We start from the raw sequence: 12,869 nt of genomic DNA on the forward strand, positions 1-12,869 counted from the left end.
CGGAATGGCTCTTGTAGCCGTCTCCACCGATGGGGCTGCCCCTGAGATGTACTCGGTTTGGGGCGAACCGCGGCCTACCTATCGTGCTAGGAGGAAGTCATGATGATTGACGAAAAGGATATGCAGAGCGAGCCGAGCGCCGGCGCGCAACAGGCGGAGCCGGTAGCGCCCTCAGCAGGCGATAACTATCTCTGCAAGGCTTGGGGTGAGACCGATTTTCCTGCGGCGGCAATCGTCACCGGCCTGGACGGTGTGCGCGCTTTCCTGGTCGCGGAATGGCTTGGCTCGGAAGATCATCAGGACGACGATGGAACGAACTCGCTCGATGCCGCACTGCAAGATATGCAAGAGCAGTGGGCACTGGAGGGCGAAGCCTGGGAATGGTCCATCGAGTTCGAGATCGGCGGCGTCAGCGTGCAGAAGGTCGGTCATGCCGCCCCTGCGCCGAGCGCATCGCCTGCTGCGCTGACGGATGCACTGGCACAGATTGGCGCGATCCTCGGCCCGGGCTCTAATGAGCTTGGCACCCTTCTGGTGTGCATTCGCAACGTCAAGCATTTCGCTGACTGTCTCGATGCGGTCGAGCGCGAGTTCTTCATGGTGCCGGGTGAGCCGGACGAGGACGATCCTGACAGCGAGCCAAGCGACGAATGCCTGCTGAATCGTTGGGGTTCCACGGTTGAGCAATACGTCGAGCAGTTCCGCACCGCCATCCCCCACCTGCTCGCCGCATCGCCTGACTACAAAGCGCGCTTTGAGACGATGGTCTACATGATCGGTGAGATTTCCAACGCGCTTGGCATCCCCGACGACGAAGCGTCCTGCGCAAATGGTAATGACCTGATCTTGTCAGCTATAGCAAAGCTTCGTGCCACGGCACCCGCTGCGCAGGCGCATGCGTGGATTGTTGTAAAAGAACACGTGTGGGAACATGGGGATGGACAGCGGCCAACGCTGGCGTATTTGTGGCCCAGCGAATTTGGGCAAGAAGTATTTCCGTCTTACGAGGCAGCGATCAAGTTCATTCGTGACGGGGACTGGCCGCTAGGATTCGTAGCAATGCGCATTGGCGTGCCGGCCGCACAGCAATCCGCCATCCGGGCAGAGGCCACTACCCCACAACCGAGCGCCAAGGCGCTGACGGATGCGCTGCATTATCTGCGTATGGGCATGGAAAACCTGGCGCTGAACAATGGCGTACACATGGTTGACTTCCGGAATGCTGAACGGGCCCTTCTGGCCGCAGAGCAGCCCAGCGAGGACAAGCGCGATGCGGGGCGGTATCGGTGGCTGCGAGAGCGCAACTGGAACGAATCGGCGCTCTTCGTAGTGCAGGGCCTCACTCCCTGGTCCGGCTGGGCACGGACTGCCCCAGTGGCGAGCGCCTGGACGCCGCCATCGACGCCGCAATCGCCAAGGGAGGCCAGCCATGACTGAGAGCGCAGAGCTGAAGCCGTGTCCGTTTTGCGGTGCTCGGCCGACCCTGAAGCGGCTGGATGAAATCGTCGGAATCTCATGTGGCGAGGAATCCGGTTGCGACAACACTGGACTATTCATTGCCTTCGCCGCAAGCCAGGAGACAGAAGCCATCGCTGCCTGGAACCGCCGACCCGCTGTCGATGCACCAGAGGGCTGGCGCACCCTCGTTAAAGACCTGGCCGACGAACTCGAAGAACAAGTGTGCTATCGCTACCAAGGCTACCCACCCGACGACCGCCGCTTCGTTCGCGACATGCTGACGGTGAAGGAAGCGAGGGCCATGCTTGCGGGAGGGGCAGCCCCATCCAACATCACCACCAGCCAAGCGGAAGGCGGTGCAGCATGAGCGAGAGCAGCAAAATCGAGTGGGCCGACTACAGGAGGTTCAAAGCATGAAATCCTTCGACCAGTGGATGGCGGATCAGACGCTCGCCGACGAGCCTGAGGTTTGGTTGAAATGCCATTGCGGCGCGCGCGAGACGGTGAAGATCGCCGCGCTGCACAACAGCGATTCACGCTGGCACACCGCCGACGACCTCGACACCCTGACAGGTGGCGACGTGGTGCGCGGCATGTGCTGCGGCAACCCGCGGTGCATGCCATGAAGCACCTGACCGAAACCACCCTCGACAGCGCGCCATACTTCCCGTTCACACCGCCGCTCGGCCGACTGGGCTTCTTCGATGTACCGCCCGAAATCGCAGCAATGGCAACCAGCCCGGCAAAGACCGTGGCCGCCATCGCGTAGGCGCAAAGCATTCAGAAATTGGGGTTCTCCGGGTCTGCAGCATTCCGCCAAGCACGGCGGATCGGAGAAGAAAATGAGCGAAGTTGATTTGATTGAGCGCTTAGCTGCCGCCGTCGCGGAGCGTGTACAGCCAAGCGTGCCATTCAACGTGCAGTTGTGGAGCACCGAAGCGATCGCAGCGTACCTTCAGCGGCCGGCGCAAGTAGTGCGCGAGCGCATCGTTTGCCTCCCGGGTTTCCCGACGCCCATCCGCCTTCCGGTATCTGCTGGCAGCAAGGCAACAGCGCACCCGCGGTGGAAAGCCTCCGAGGTGATCGCATGGACCGAATCACATCGTGAGAAGACAGTTGGCCGCCCACGCAAGGCGGTCTAGCCCAGCCGCTTCGCAATATCGGAGGCGGTGGCGTTGTAGTAGGTCAGCAGTTCGGAGAGGTTTGTGTGCCCGGTCATTCGGGCTAGATCCAGCGGCTGGAGCTTCATTGCCAGCCGCGTGATGGCCTCATGGCGCGTGTCATGGAACGTCAGACCCTTGATTCTAGACCTGTCACGGCCCTTTCGAAACAGCACGTCACGGCTGAAGTCGGTAAGATCAAAGAGGGGCTTACCGGGCTCGACAGTAGGCAACATGCCGAGCAACTCGACCGCGCGCACTGACAGCGGCACGTCACGCGCACCGCCATTCTTCGTGAGGGGAAGGTGTGCGACCTGCTTTTTCTTGTCGACGGTCATGCTGGTCAACCCCAGGATTTCGCCAGACCGCATAGCCGTCTCGATGGCAAACAAGAAGGCCACGGCCACTCTTTGGATCGGCAGCACAACCGGTTGCCCCTCTATGAACCCAAGGGATTGGATAATGGCCTCGATCTCGGCATCGGAAATCCTGCGCTCGCGTGGTGGACCTTCTGCCGGCCTGGTCACATTCTTCATCGGGTCAGTCGTGATCCAACCCCATTCCTCGCGGGCAACTTTGAACGCGTGCGACAGCAGCGACATCTCCCGAGATACAGATGATCCGGATACCTCGCGCTCGCGCGCGTCGCGCCATGCAGCGATGTGGTTGGGCTTGAGATCGGCGAGGCGGATTTCGCGGAATGGATTACCCTCGATCTCCTTTCGGCCAATCAGTTCAAGCCGGATGATTTCCCATCGGCTGCCGCGCTTCTTCGGGCTGACATCTTTTTGGTAAGTGTCGAGCACATCTCCGACCGTGTGCGTCTTGCTACCATGCCCATCTGCTAGCGAGCGGATCTCGGTCTCACGCTTCGCCGCCCAAGCCTGCGCTTCGGCCTTGGTGTGAAATGTGCCTGTATCCCGCACACCATTCACATGCACCGATGCTCGCCAGGATGTTCCTCGCTTCGTAAATGAAGCCATCGCGTCGCTACCCCGTAGAGTTGGAGAGGCGTGGGGCAGCCCAAGCTATCGCCCACGCAATGTGGCGGCGAGTATAGCAGTTGGTGTAATGGTGGTGCAGATTTGGTGTAACGCGAAGAATTTTGGTGTGGTTTTGCGTGGTGTTTCAGTGTCAACAAACGACGACAAAAACCAAGGAAAACCCAATAAAATCAATGTCTTGTGTTGCTGATTGGCATACCTTGGAATTGGGTGGTGGTGCGAGGGAGGGGACTCGAACCCCTACACCATTGCTGGCGTCAGGACCTAAACCTGGTGCGTCTACCAATTCCGCCACCCTCGCAGTCCCTGCGGGCGCATCCCTGGCGGGAGGCCGCTTTGCTCGCTAGCGTGCCGGGCGGCATGTGAAGCCACATGAGCAAGGAGAAGCCCAAAGCAAAACAGGCGGCTTGGACTGCCCGCCTGGCTTGTGTTCCTGTGCTGCCGGCGCACTTTGCGCATGCAGCGCAACGAGGCAGCGGATTCTAGCGCAAAGCGCGCGGGGAATCCAGCCCTCCCCGCGGTCCTCGCCGGGGTCTTCCCCGCGCGGGCGCGCCGGGCGCCGGTTTCAGCGCTTGACCTTGATGCAGGCCAGCACCAGCACGGTGGCGCAGGCTTCCAGCGCGGCGACGAAGTACAGGCCGGAGGAAAGCTGGCCGGTGCTGGTCTTGAACCAGCCGATCATGTACGGGGCGACGAAACCGGCGAGGTTGCCGATGGAGTTGATCAGGGCGATGCCGCCGGCGGCCGCGGTGCCGGCCAGGAAGGCGGACGGCAGCGACCAGAACACCGGGAAGGCGGCGAGGATGCCGATCGAGGCGATGGTCAGCGCGATCAGCGCCAGCACCGCGCTGTGCAGCCACATGCCGGTGAGCACGAGGCCGGCGGCGGCCATCAGGGTGGCCAGGGCGCAGTGCAGGCGGCGTTCGCCGGTGCGGTCGGAGTGGATGCCGTTCCAGATCATGGCTAGGGTGCCGGCGATGAACGGGATGGCGGAGACCAGGCCGATCTGGAGGTTGCCTTGCACGCCGAGCTCCTTGATGATCGACGGCGACCAGAACGCGATGGTGGCGTTGCCGCTGACCACGCAGAAGTAGATGGCGGCGCAGATCCAGACGCGGGCGTTGGCGAAGGCGTCGCGCAGCGACGAGTGCTTGGCGGGGTCGCGGTTCTCGGCGTCGATCTCGCGCGTGACGAGGTCGCGCTCGCCCGCCGTGAGCCAGCCGGCGCCGGCCGGCTTCTCGGGCAGGAACATGAGCACGGCGATGCCGGCGAGCACCGACGGGATGCCTTCGATGACGAACAGTCATTGCCAGTTGGCTAGACCCTCGACGCCTTCCATGCGGCTCATGATGAAGCCGGCCAGCGGGCCGCCGATCACGCCGGCGATGGCGAACGAGGTCATGAACAGGCCGTTGATGCGGGCGCGGCGATGGGCGGGGAACCAGTAGGTGAGATAAAGCACCACGCCCGGGAAGAAGCCGGCCTCGAAGATGCCGAGCAGGAAGCGCAGCGCGTAGAACTGCATGGGGGTCTTGACGAAGATCATCGCCATCGACGCCAGGCCCCACAGGATGGTGATGCGCGCGAGCGTGCGGCGCGCGCCGATCTTTTCCAGCAGCAGGTTGCTGGGCACTTCGAACAGGAAGTAGCCGATGAAGAAGATGCCGGCGCCGAAGCCGTACACGGCTTCGCTGAATTGCAGGTCCTGCAGCATCTGCAGCTTGGCGAAGCCGACGTTGACGCGGTCGATCCAGGCGAGCACGAACAGGAAGACCAGGAAGGGAACCAGCCGCGCCGCGATCTTGCGGTAGGCATGGTCGCGCTCGGCGGCGCTGGGCGCGGCGTGCCCTGCGGTGTCGGGGGTGTCGGGGGCGCCGGTCATCACGGTAGTCATCGGTACAACTCCTTGGATAGGGATGGCGGGGCCGCGCTGCGTCGGCGCGGCCCTCTCGGTTCGTCGTGGCTGGCTGGATTGCTGGCGGGGTTGCTGGTGAGGTTGCCGAACTACCGGAGCACGGCCTCGATGGCGCCGGCCACCTGCAGCACGCGCGCATCCTGGCCGCCGAGCCCGCACACGCCGAGGCCGATGCCCCGCTCCGCCGCTGGCAGCGGCAGCGAAACCGCGCAACCGTCGAGGAAATTGATCACGCTCGGGTTGCGCAGCACCAGGCCGTTGGTGGCGAAGAAGGCTTCGTCGCTGTCCAGCGCGTCGAGCCGCGGCGGGCGCACCGCCACCGTGGGCATCAGCCAGGCATCGGCTTCGCGCAGCAGGCCGGCGGCGCGCGCCTGCATGGCGCGGCGCGCGGCCAGCAGGTCGAGGTAGTCGGCGGCGCCGAGCTTTTCGCCGCGGCGGATGCGCATGGCCACGCGCGGGTCGTAGGCGTCGCCGCGTTCGGCCAATAGCTGTTTGTGCCAGTGCCACGACTCGGCCGCGGTCAGGCCACCGCCGGCGTTGATGTCCGGCAGGCGCCTGAGTTCGGGAAAGTCGAACGGCACGATGCGCGCGCCGAGGCGCGACAGCGTTTCCAGCGTGGCCTCGAACGCCTGCGCGACCGCCGCCTCCAGGCTGTCGCAGACGAAGTCGCGCGTGACCAGCAGGCGCAGCCCGGCCAGCGGCGCGGGATGGCTGTCGAGCGTCTCGCCGCTGAGGATGGCGTCGAGCGCGGCGCAGCAGGCCACCGAGCGCGCCAGCGGGCCGGCGGAATCGAGCGAGGTGGACAGCGGCACGCCACCGTCGAGCGGCACGCGGCGCGCGCTGGGCTTGAAGCCGGTCAGGCCGCAGAACGCGCTGGGAATGCGGATGGAGCCGCCGGTGTCGGTGCCGAGCGCGGCCACCGCCATGCCCTGCGCCACGCTGACCGCGCCGCCGGAGGTCGAGCCGCCGGCGATGCGCGCCGGGTCGAACGGGGTGCGCGGCGTGCCGTAGTGCGGGTTCAGGCCAAGCCCGGAGAACGCGAACTCGCTCATGTTGGTGCGCCCGATCAGCACGGCGCCGGCCGCGCGCAAGCGCGCCACGGCGACAGCGTCGGCGCTGGCGGGCGCGCCGGCCAGCGCCTTCGATCCGGCCCGCGTCACCTGCCCTTTGACGTCGAACAGGTCCTTGACGGAGACCGGCAGCCCCGCCAGCGGCGAGGCCACCAGCCCGGCGGCGCGCGCCTGGTCGGCCGCGCGCGCGGCGGCCAGCGCGCCGGCCGCGTCCACTTCCAGGAAGGCCGTGCCGCCCTGGCGGCGATGGTCTGCGATGCGCGCCAGCGCCTGTTCGGTCAACGCCACGCTGGTGGCGCGCCCCGCGGCGAGGTCGGCGGCGAGCGCGGCGATGGTCGGGTGCGCGCCGCTCATGGCGCCACCGCCAGGCAGGCCACGCGATAGGCATGGCGCAAGGTGCGCTGGCGCACCGGGTCGTGCAACTCCACTTCGAACGCTTCGCCGCTGCCGAGTTCGCCGATCACCGCCTGGGTGCCGCAGAACATGGCGGTGCCGGGCGGCAGCGCGTCTTCGCCGGTCAGGCGCCGGATCAGGTCGCGCGGGTCGAGCAGGCGCGTCACCAGCCCTTCCTGGTACAGCTCGCGCCGGCCGCCGCGGGTGCGCCAGCAGCGCATCTGCAACTGGTCCCAGTGGTCCGCCACCTCGGCGAAGCGCCACAGTTCGGTGCCGAGCGGCTTGGCGCACATCTGCTTGGAGACGGTGACGTCGTAGGCCTCGACCTTGCGGTCGGTATGGTCCGAGCCGACGCCGATGTAGAGATCGTCCGGACCGGCCAGCAGCACGAATTCGATCTCGCCCGAGGAATCCTCGCGCGGCACCTCGAGCAGCGTGCCGGTGGTCAGCAGCGAGGCCGCCAGCGGGTAGAAGCACGGCACGGTCGAGGGTGGCCTGACGCCGATCGCCTCGAGCTCGCGGATGTGATGGTTGACGGCGTCGGCGTCGCGGCCGGTCCAGCCGGCGATGATGAGGCGCTGGATGTCGAGGGCGAGCGCGCCCTCGCCGGCGACCTGGAATTGCAGTGTCGGCATGTTCGTACTACCTGTTACCTGTGGCGGAAGAAAACTGTCGGTGGTTCAGATGGTCCGGATGATGTTCTTCCGGAATTCGTCGATGTGTTCGCGGATGGCCTCGCGCACGGCCGGGATGTCGCGGCGTTCGAGCGCGTCGACGATCTCCAGATGTTCCTGGTAGACCTTCTCGAGGTGCTGCGGGTCGGACAGCGAGAGGAACCAGAAGCGCGCCTGCTTCTCGTGCAGGTTGCGCAGCAGGTCGGCCAGCACGCGGTTGCGCGAGGCGGCCGACATGGCGGTATGAAACTTGAGGTCGAGCGAGGCCAGCCCGGCGATGTCGCGCCGCGCCAGCAGGTCGGGCGTGCGGTCCACGATCTCGCGCATGGCCATGAAATCGCTCTCGTGGCCGCGTTCGGCGGCGAGCGTGGCGCACAGGACCTCGTTGGTCGCGCGCACCTCGATCATGTCGAGCACTTCGTTGAGCGACAGCGGCGTCACCAGCACGCCCTTGCGCGGCAGGATCGACACCAGCCCTTCCACTTCCAGCCGGTGCAGCGCCTGGTGGACCGGCGTGCGGCCCAGCCCGAGCAGGCCGGCGACCTGGGCTTCGTTGAGCGGCTCGCCGGGGCGGAACTCGCAGGCGATGATGCGGCGCTTGATCTCGGCGTAGGCCTGCTCGCGCATGGCGGCGCCGGTGGCGGCGCGGCTCGTGCCGCCGTCCGCCGCGGCGCCGGTGCCGGTGCCGGCGGTGCCGACCAGCCTGATCGGATGGGCCATGATGCGTTCCACGGGTGTTGAAGTTGTTGTAATACTAGTCTGATATTTCACTGATCGTCAACACGGCCAGGATTGGGGTAAACGCTAGAGCGAGATGACTGGTTTCCCGGCAGGCATCTGGAACAGGCTCGATAGCGAACGGCCCCGAAACACCAGTTCACGCCTCGCAAAGCCTTTGCGGACAAGGCTTTTCGGCCTGCTTGCCGGCCTCCCGCCCATCGCCGCGCCACAGCGCGCCCTCGCCCGCTATTCCCAAAACAACGCCATCCTTTTATGATGGACGCATCGGCGACGAATCGATAATCGATTCAGTCGTATATTGGTGCAATATGCATTCATCGTGGTGCAGGGCATCCCAGCGTTGGTGCCGGGCGCCGGCGCCGCGGACTCGACGGAACAGCGGAAATGACCGTGCAGGACATCGAATACCAGGGCGGCGGCGTGCCGCCGCAAGCCGCGGAAAGCGGCGAATACACCACCCGGCCCGACCCTTTGTTCAACCAGTCGCTGGAGAAGGGCCTGGACGTCCTGCGCGCCTTCAGCGTCGTCCACCGCACGCTCACGCTGGCGGAGCTGGCCGCGCTTACCGGCATGACCAAGAGTTCGGCGCAGCGCACCGTGCATACGCTGGAAAAGCTCGGCTACGTGGCCAAGCACCCGCAGACGCGGCGCTTCCGCCTGACGCCCAAGGTGATGGAGATCGGCTACAACTACCTGTCCGCCGACGCCCTGATCCAGGCCGCCAGCCCTTACCTGTCGCAGCTTGCCAATGCCAGCGGCGAGACCGCCAACCTGACCGAGCCGGTCGGGCTGGACATGGTCTACGTGGCGCAGTTGATGACGTCGAAATACATCCCGGTCCTGACCCCGGTAGGCATGCGCATTCCAATGTACTGCACCAGCAGCGGCCGCGCCTACCTGAGCACGCTGCCGGACGAGCAGGTCATGGCCATGCTGGAAAGCTCGGCGCGCGTGGCGCGCACGCCGGCCACGCTGACCGACGTGCGCGCGATCTTCGAGACCGTGGCGGCCTGCCGCAAGGTGGGTTATGCGTGCAACAACGAGGAGCTGTTCCTCGGCGACATGGGCATCGGCGCGGCCATCGTCAACAGCCAGGGCCAGCCGGTGGGCGCCGTGCACGTGTCGCCGCCGGCCAGCCGCTGGAGCATGGCCGAGGCGCAGAAGAAGCTGGCGCCGATGGTGATCGAGTGCGCGTGGGCGATTTCCCGCTCCATCGCGCACTGAGAGCGCGGCCAGATTACCGCGCGTGCTCCAGCATGGCCTGCAGCAGCACGTTGGCGCCGGCCTCGATATGCTCGGGCAGCGCGTCTTCCAGCTCGTTGTGGCTGATGCCGTCCTTGCACGGCACGAAGATCATGCCGGTCGGCGCGCGCTGCGCCACGTAGACCGCGTCGTGGCCGGCGCCGCTGACCACGTCCATGTGCGGCAGCCCCAGCGCCGCGGCCGCGCGCCGCACGCTGTCCACGCAGGCGGGCGCGAATGCGCACGGCTCGAACTTCACCACCTGGCGGATCTCCACCGCGACTCCGCCCTGCTGCGCGATCTGCCCGAACGCCGCGCGCATGGCCGCGTCCATGCGGTCCAGCCCCGGCTGCGACAGGTTGCGGAAGTCCACCGAGAAATCGACGCGGCCCGGGATCACGTTGCGCGAGTTGGGCGCCACGTTCACGTAGCCGACCGTGCCGCGGCCGTGCGGGGCCTCCGCCACGGCGATGCGGTTGACCTCTTCGATCATGCGCGCGGCCGCCAGCATGGCGTCGTGGCGCAGCGCCAGCGGCGTGGGGCCGGCGTGGGCGTCCTGCCCGGTCACGGTCACGTCGTACCACTGCTGGCCGAGCGCGCCCGAGACCACGCCGATCGGCAGCCCGGCGGCTTCCAGCACCGGCCCCTGCTCGATATGGGCCTCGAAATAGGCCGCGAACATGCCGCCCGGCACCTCGCCCGCCGCGTGCTCGCCGCGGTAGCCGATCTGCTCGAGCGCCTCGCCCACGCTGATGCCGTCGAGGTCGCGCTGGGCGCGCACGAATTCGGCCTCGAACACGCCGGCGAAGGTGCCCGAGCCCATCATCACGGGCGTGAAGCGCGTGCCTTCCTCGTTGGTCCAGAACGCCAGCTCCAGCGGCGCGCGCGTGACGACGCCGTGGTCGTTGAGCGTGCGCATGACCTCCAGGCCCGCCAGCACGCCGAAATTGCCGTCGAACTTGCCGCCCGAGGGCTGGGTGTCGATATGGCTGCCGGTGGCCACGGCGGGCGCGTCCGGGTCGCTGCCGGCGCGGCGCGCGAACACGTTGCCCACTTCGTCGGTCCGCACCGCGAGCCCGGCCTCGCGGCACCAGCCCGTCACGAGGTCGCGGCCCTGCTTGTCGAGCTCGGTCAGGGCGATGCGGCACACGCCGCCCTTGGGCGTCGCGCCTATCCTGGCGAGTTCCATCAGCGATTGCCAGAGGCGGTCTGCATTGATGCGGGGGAGGTGTTGCTGGTCCATGTCGGAAAACCGGTTGGTTGGGAAACGAAAGGACAGGTCAGCAAAAAGCAGGCCATGAGAAAAGCGCGGCCGGGACGCGCCCGGCGCCCCGCCCGGACGGCAACTGGCACATGACTTGCTTGGAGGAATTCGTCCGTCTCCCCTTCCCCCACCCAGGAGTCCTGCCCGTGACCGTTTTTTCTTCCTCCGCCACCGGAAGCACGAAACCCAGCCTGAAAACCGTCGCCACGACCACCGCGCTCGCCGCGCTCGCCTCGCTGTCCCTGCTCGCGCTGCCCGGCGCGGCCCACGCCGAGAAGGTGCTGCGCATCGGCATGACCGCCGCCGACATCCCGCGCACGCTGGGCCAGCCCGACCAGGGCTTCGAAGGCAACCGCTTCACCGGCATCCCGATGTACGACGGCCTGACCCAGTGGGACCTGTCCAAGGCCAACGGCCCGAGCCTGCTGATCCCCGACCTGGCCACGGAATGGAAGGTGGACGCCAAGGACAAGACCAAGTGGGTCTTCAAGCTGCGCCCCGGCGTCAAGTTCCATGACGGCTCCGCGTTCAACGCCGACGCCGTGGTGTGGAACGTCAACAAGGTGCTCGACAAGACCGCCAAGCAGTTCGACCCCAGCCAGGTCGGCGTGACCGCCTCGCGCATGCCCACGCTGCGCTCGGCGAAGAAGATCGACGACCTGACCGTCGAGCTGGTCACGTCGGAACCCGACTCGTTCCTGCCCTACAACCTCAGCAACCTGTTCATGGCCTCGCCCACGCAGTGGGAGAAGAAGCTGGCCGCGGTGCCGGCCTCCGTGACCGACGCGGCCGAGCGCAGCAAGCAGGCCTGGGTGGCGTTCGCCGCCGACGCCTCCGGCACCGGCCCGTTCAAGATGAGCCGCTTCGTGCCGCGCGAGCGGCTGGAAGTGGTGAAGAACGCGAGCTACTGGGACGCCAAGCGCGTGCCCAAGATCGACAAGGTGGTGATGCTGCCGATGCCGGAAGCCAACGCGCGCACCGCCGCGCTGCTGTCCGGCCAGGTGGACTGGATCGAGGCGCCGGCGCCCGACGCCGTGGCGCAGATCAAGAGCCGCGGCTTCGAGGTCTACGCCAACGCGCAGCCGCACATGTGGCCGTGGCAGGTGTCGTTCGCGCCCGGCTCGCCCTGGCTCGACAAGCGCGTGCGCGAGGCCGCCAACCTGTGCGTCAACCGCTCCGGCCTGAAGACGCTGCTGGGCGGCTACATGGCCGAGGCCAAGGGCATCGTCGAGCCCGGCAACCCGTGGTGGGGCAATCCCAAGTTCGACATCAAGTACGACCCCAGCGCCGCGCGCAAGCTGATGACCGAGGCCGGCTACTCGGCCGCCAAGCCGGTCAAGGTCAAGGTGCAGGTATCGGCCTCGGGCTCGGGCCAGATGCAGCCGCTGCCGATGAACGAGTACGTGCAGCAGAACCTGAAGGAGTGCTTCTTCGACGTGGACTTCGACGTGGTCGAGTGGAACACGCTGTTTACCAACTGGCGCATCGGCGCCAAGGACCCGAGCGCGCACGGCGCCAACGCCATCAACGTGAGCTTCGCGGCGATGGACCCGTTCTTCGCGATGGTCCGCTTCGTCAGCACCAAGACGCAGCCGCCGGTCTCCAACAACTGGGGCTACTTCGGCAACGCCGAGTTCGATAAGCTGATCGAGACCGCGCGCACCTCCTTCGACGACAAGGCGCGCGACGCCGCGCTGGCCAAGCTGCACGCGCGCATCGTGGAAGAGGCGCCGTTCGTGCTGATCGCGCACGACGTGGGCCCGCGCGCCATCTCGAAGAAGGTCAAGGGCGTGGTGCAGCCGCAAAGCTGGTTCATCGACATGGCCACCATGTCGATGGACTGAGCGGCATTGACGGCGCAGGCGCACGGACAGATGCGCCGAGCCGGTCAGGCCGCCCTGGCTGTCTCCCCTTTCCCGCCCGCGGGAGAAGGGAGACAGCCGGCGCG

12 protein-coding genes, 1 tRNA gene and 1 pseudogene are annotated in these 12,869 nt (G+C 66.5%); 7 read left to right on the top strand and 7 right to left on the bottom strand.

Features of this window, described 5'->3' with window-relative positions; genetic code table 11:
• Positions 1-99 precede the first annotated feature (99 nt).
• The 5 genes from KF708C_RS20320 to KF708C_RS34755 all read left to right on the top strand — a co-directional run bounded on the left by KF708C_RS20320 (position 100) and on the right by KF708C_RS34755 (position 2,600).
• Positions 100-1,437, top strand: coding sequence for a hypothetical protein (locus KF708C_RS20320; RefSeq protein ID WP_059413058.1), 1,338 nt, complete (start codon positions 100-102; stop codon positions 1,435-1,437).
• Complete coding sequence (locus KF708C_RS34750) at positions 1,430-1,825, top strand: Lar family restriction alleviation protein (protein ID WP_082079655.1); 396 nt, start codon at positions 1,430-1,432, stop codon at positions 1,823-1,825. Before KF708C_RS20320 ends, KF708C_RS34750 begins: the two co-directional genes overlap by 8 nt.
• Positions 1,826-1,871: 46 nt before the next feature.
• Positions 1,872-2,084: a hypothetical protein gene (locus tag KF708C_RS20325; protein WP_059413059.1), complete on the top strand. Its 213-nt coding sequence runs from the start codon at positions 1,872-1,874 to the stop codon at positions 2,082-2,084.
• Positions 2,081-2,227, top strand: coding sequence for a hypothetical protein (locus KF708C_RS35785; protein WP_156173888.1), 147 nt, complete (start codon positions 2,081-2,083; stop codon positions 2,225-2,227). The genes KF708C_RS20325 and KF708C_RS35785 overlap by 4 nt, the downstream gene beginning before the upstream one ends.
• A gap of 73 nt (positions 2,228-2,300) precedes the next feature.
• Positions 2,301-2,600, top strand: a complete 300-nt coding sequence (locus tag KF708C_RS34755; RefSeq protein ID WP_082079656.1) for a hypothetical protein — start codon at positions 2,301-2,303, stop codon at positions 2,598-2,600.
• Here KF708C_RS34755 and KF708C_RS20330 read toward each other — a convergent pair.
• The 6 genes and pseudogenes from KF708C_RS20330 to KF708C_RS20355 form a co-directional block, all read right to left on the bottom strand.
• Positions 2,597-3,601, bottom strand: a complete 1,005-nt coding sequence (locus KF708C_RS20330; protein ID WP_059413060.1) for a tyrosine-type recombinase/integrase — start codon at positions 3,599-3,601, stop codon at positions 2,597-2,599. The genes KF708C_RS34755 and KF708C_RS20330 overlap by 4 nt on opposite strands.
• A gap of 235 nt (positions 3,602-3,836) precedes the next feature.
• Positions 3,837-3,923 (bottom strand) — tRNA-Leu (locus KF708C_RS20335).
• Positions 3,924-4,187: 264 nt separating this feature from the next.
• A pseudogene (locus KF708C_RS20340) lies at positions 4,188-5,504 on the bottom strand (MFS transporter).
• A gap of 122 nt (positions 5,505-5,626) precedes the next feature.
• Positions 5,627-6,961 (bottom strand): amidase, encoded by a 1,335-nt coding sequence (locus tag KF708C_RS20345; RefSeq protein WP_059413061.1) that lies wholly within the window; start codon positions 6,959-6,961, stop codon positions 5,627-5,629.
• Complete coding sequence (locus KF708C_RS20350; protein ID WP_020201264.1) at positions 6,958-7,635, bottom strand: DUF2848 domain-containing protein; 678 nt, start codon at positions 7,633-7,635, stop codon at positions 6,958-6,960. The genes KF708C_RS20345 and KF708C_RS20350 overlap by 4 nt, the downstream gene beginning before the upstream one ends.
• 45 nt (positions 7,636-7,680) lie before the next feature.
• Entirely contained in the window at positions 7,681-8,394 is a 714-nt protein-coding gene (locus tag KF708C_RS20355; protein WP_059413062.1) for a GntR family transcriptional regulator, read from the bottom strand.
• A gap of 405 nt (positions 8,395-8,799) precedes the next feature.
• On the opposite strand from KF708C_RS20355, the gene KF708C_RS20360 reads away from it, so the two are divergent.
• The gene (locus tag KF708C_RS20360; RefSeq protein ID WP_231586541.1) at positions 8,800-9,639 is read left to right on the top strand and encodes an IclR family transcriptional regulator; all 840 of its coding nucleotides are present in this window, start codon (positions 8,800-8,802) and stop codon (positions 9,637-9,639) included.
• Between the two features lie 13 nt (positions 9,640-9,652).
• Here KF708C_RS20360 and KF708C_RS20365 read toward each other — a convergent pair whose 3' ends face one another.
• Positions 9,653-10,900: a Zn-dependent hydrolase gene (locus tag KF708C_RS20365; RefSeq protein WP_029043241.1), complete on the bottom strand. Its 1,248-nt coding sequence runs from the start codon at positions 10,898-10,900 to the stop codon at positions 9,653-9,655.
• 167 nt (positions 10,901-11,067) lie between these two features.
• On the opposite strand from KF708C_RS20365, the gene KF708C_RS20370 reads away from it, so the two are divergent.
• Positions 11,068-12,765 carry an ABC transporter substrate-binding protein gene (locus tag KF708C_RS20370; RefSeq protein ID WP_020201260.1) on the top strand — a complete coding sequence of 566 codons (1,698 nt, stop codon included), beginning with the start codon at positions 11,068-11,070 and terminating at the stop codon, positions 12,763-12,765.
• Positions 12,766-12,869: the final 104 nt, after the last annotated feature.

The organism is Cupriavidus basilensis, assembly GCF_000876015.1.
Classification (GTDB): domain Bacteria; phylum Pseudomonadota; class Gammaproteobacteria; order Burkholderiales; family Burkholderiaceae; genus Cupriavidus; species Cupriavidus basilensis_B.

Coding starts and splice junctions, on each gene's coding strand:
- KF708C_RS20320 (WP_059413058.1), top strand. CDS start 100: ATGATGATTGACGAAAAGGATATGCAGAGCGAGCCGAGCGCCGGCGCG.
- KF708C_RS34750 (WP_082079655.1), top strand. CDS start 1,430: ATGACTGAGAGCGCAGAGCTGAAGCCGTGTCCGTTTTGCGGTGCTCGG.
- KF708C_RS20325 (WP_059413059.1), top strand. CDS start 1,872: ATGAAATCCTTCGACCAGTGGATGGCGGATCAGACGCTCGCCGACGAG.
- KF708C_RS35785 (WP_156173888.1), top strand. CDS start 2,081: ATGAAGCACCTGACCGAAACCACCCTCGACAGCGCGCCATACTTCCCG.
- KF708C_RS34755 (WP_082079656.1), top strand. CDS start 2,301: ATGAGCGAAGTTGATTTGATTGAGCGCTTAGCTGCCGCCGTCGCGGAG.
- KF708C_RS20330 (WP_059413060.1), bottom strand. CDS start 3,601: ATGGCTTCATTTACGAAGCGAGGAACATCCTGGCGAGCATCGGTGCAT.
- KF708C_RS20345 (WP_059413061.1), bottom strand. CDS start 6,961: ATGAGCGGCGCGCACCCGACCATCGCCGCGCTCGCCGCCGACCTCGCC.
- KF708C_RS20350 (WP_020201264.1), bottom strand. CDS start 7,635: ATGCCGACACTGCAATTCCAGGTCGCCGGCGAGGGCGCGCTCGCCCTC.
- KF708C_RS20355 (WP_059413062.1), bottom strand. CDS start 8,394: ATGGCCCATCCGATCAGGCTGGTCGGCACCGCCGGCACCGGCACCGGC.
- KF708C_RS20360 (WP_231586541.1), top strand. CDS start 8,800: ATGACCGTGCAGGACATCGAATACCAGGGCGGCGGCGTGCCGCCGCAA.
- KF708C_RS20365 (WP_029043241.1), bottom strand. CDS start 10,900: ATGGACCAGCAACACCTCCCCCGCATCAATGCAGACCGCCTCTGGCAA.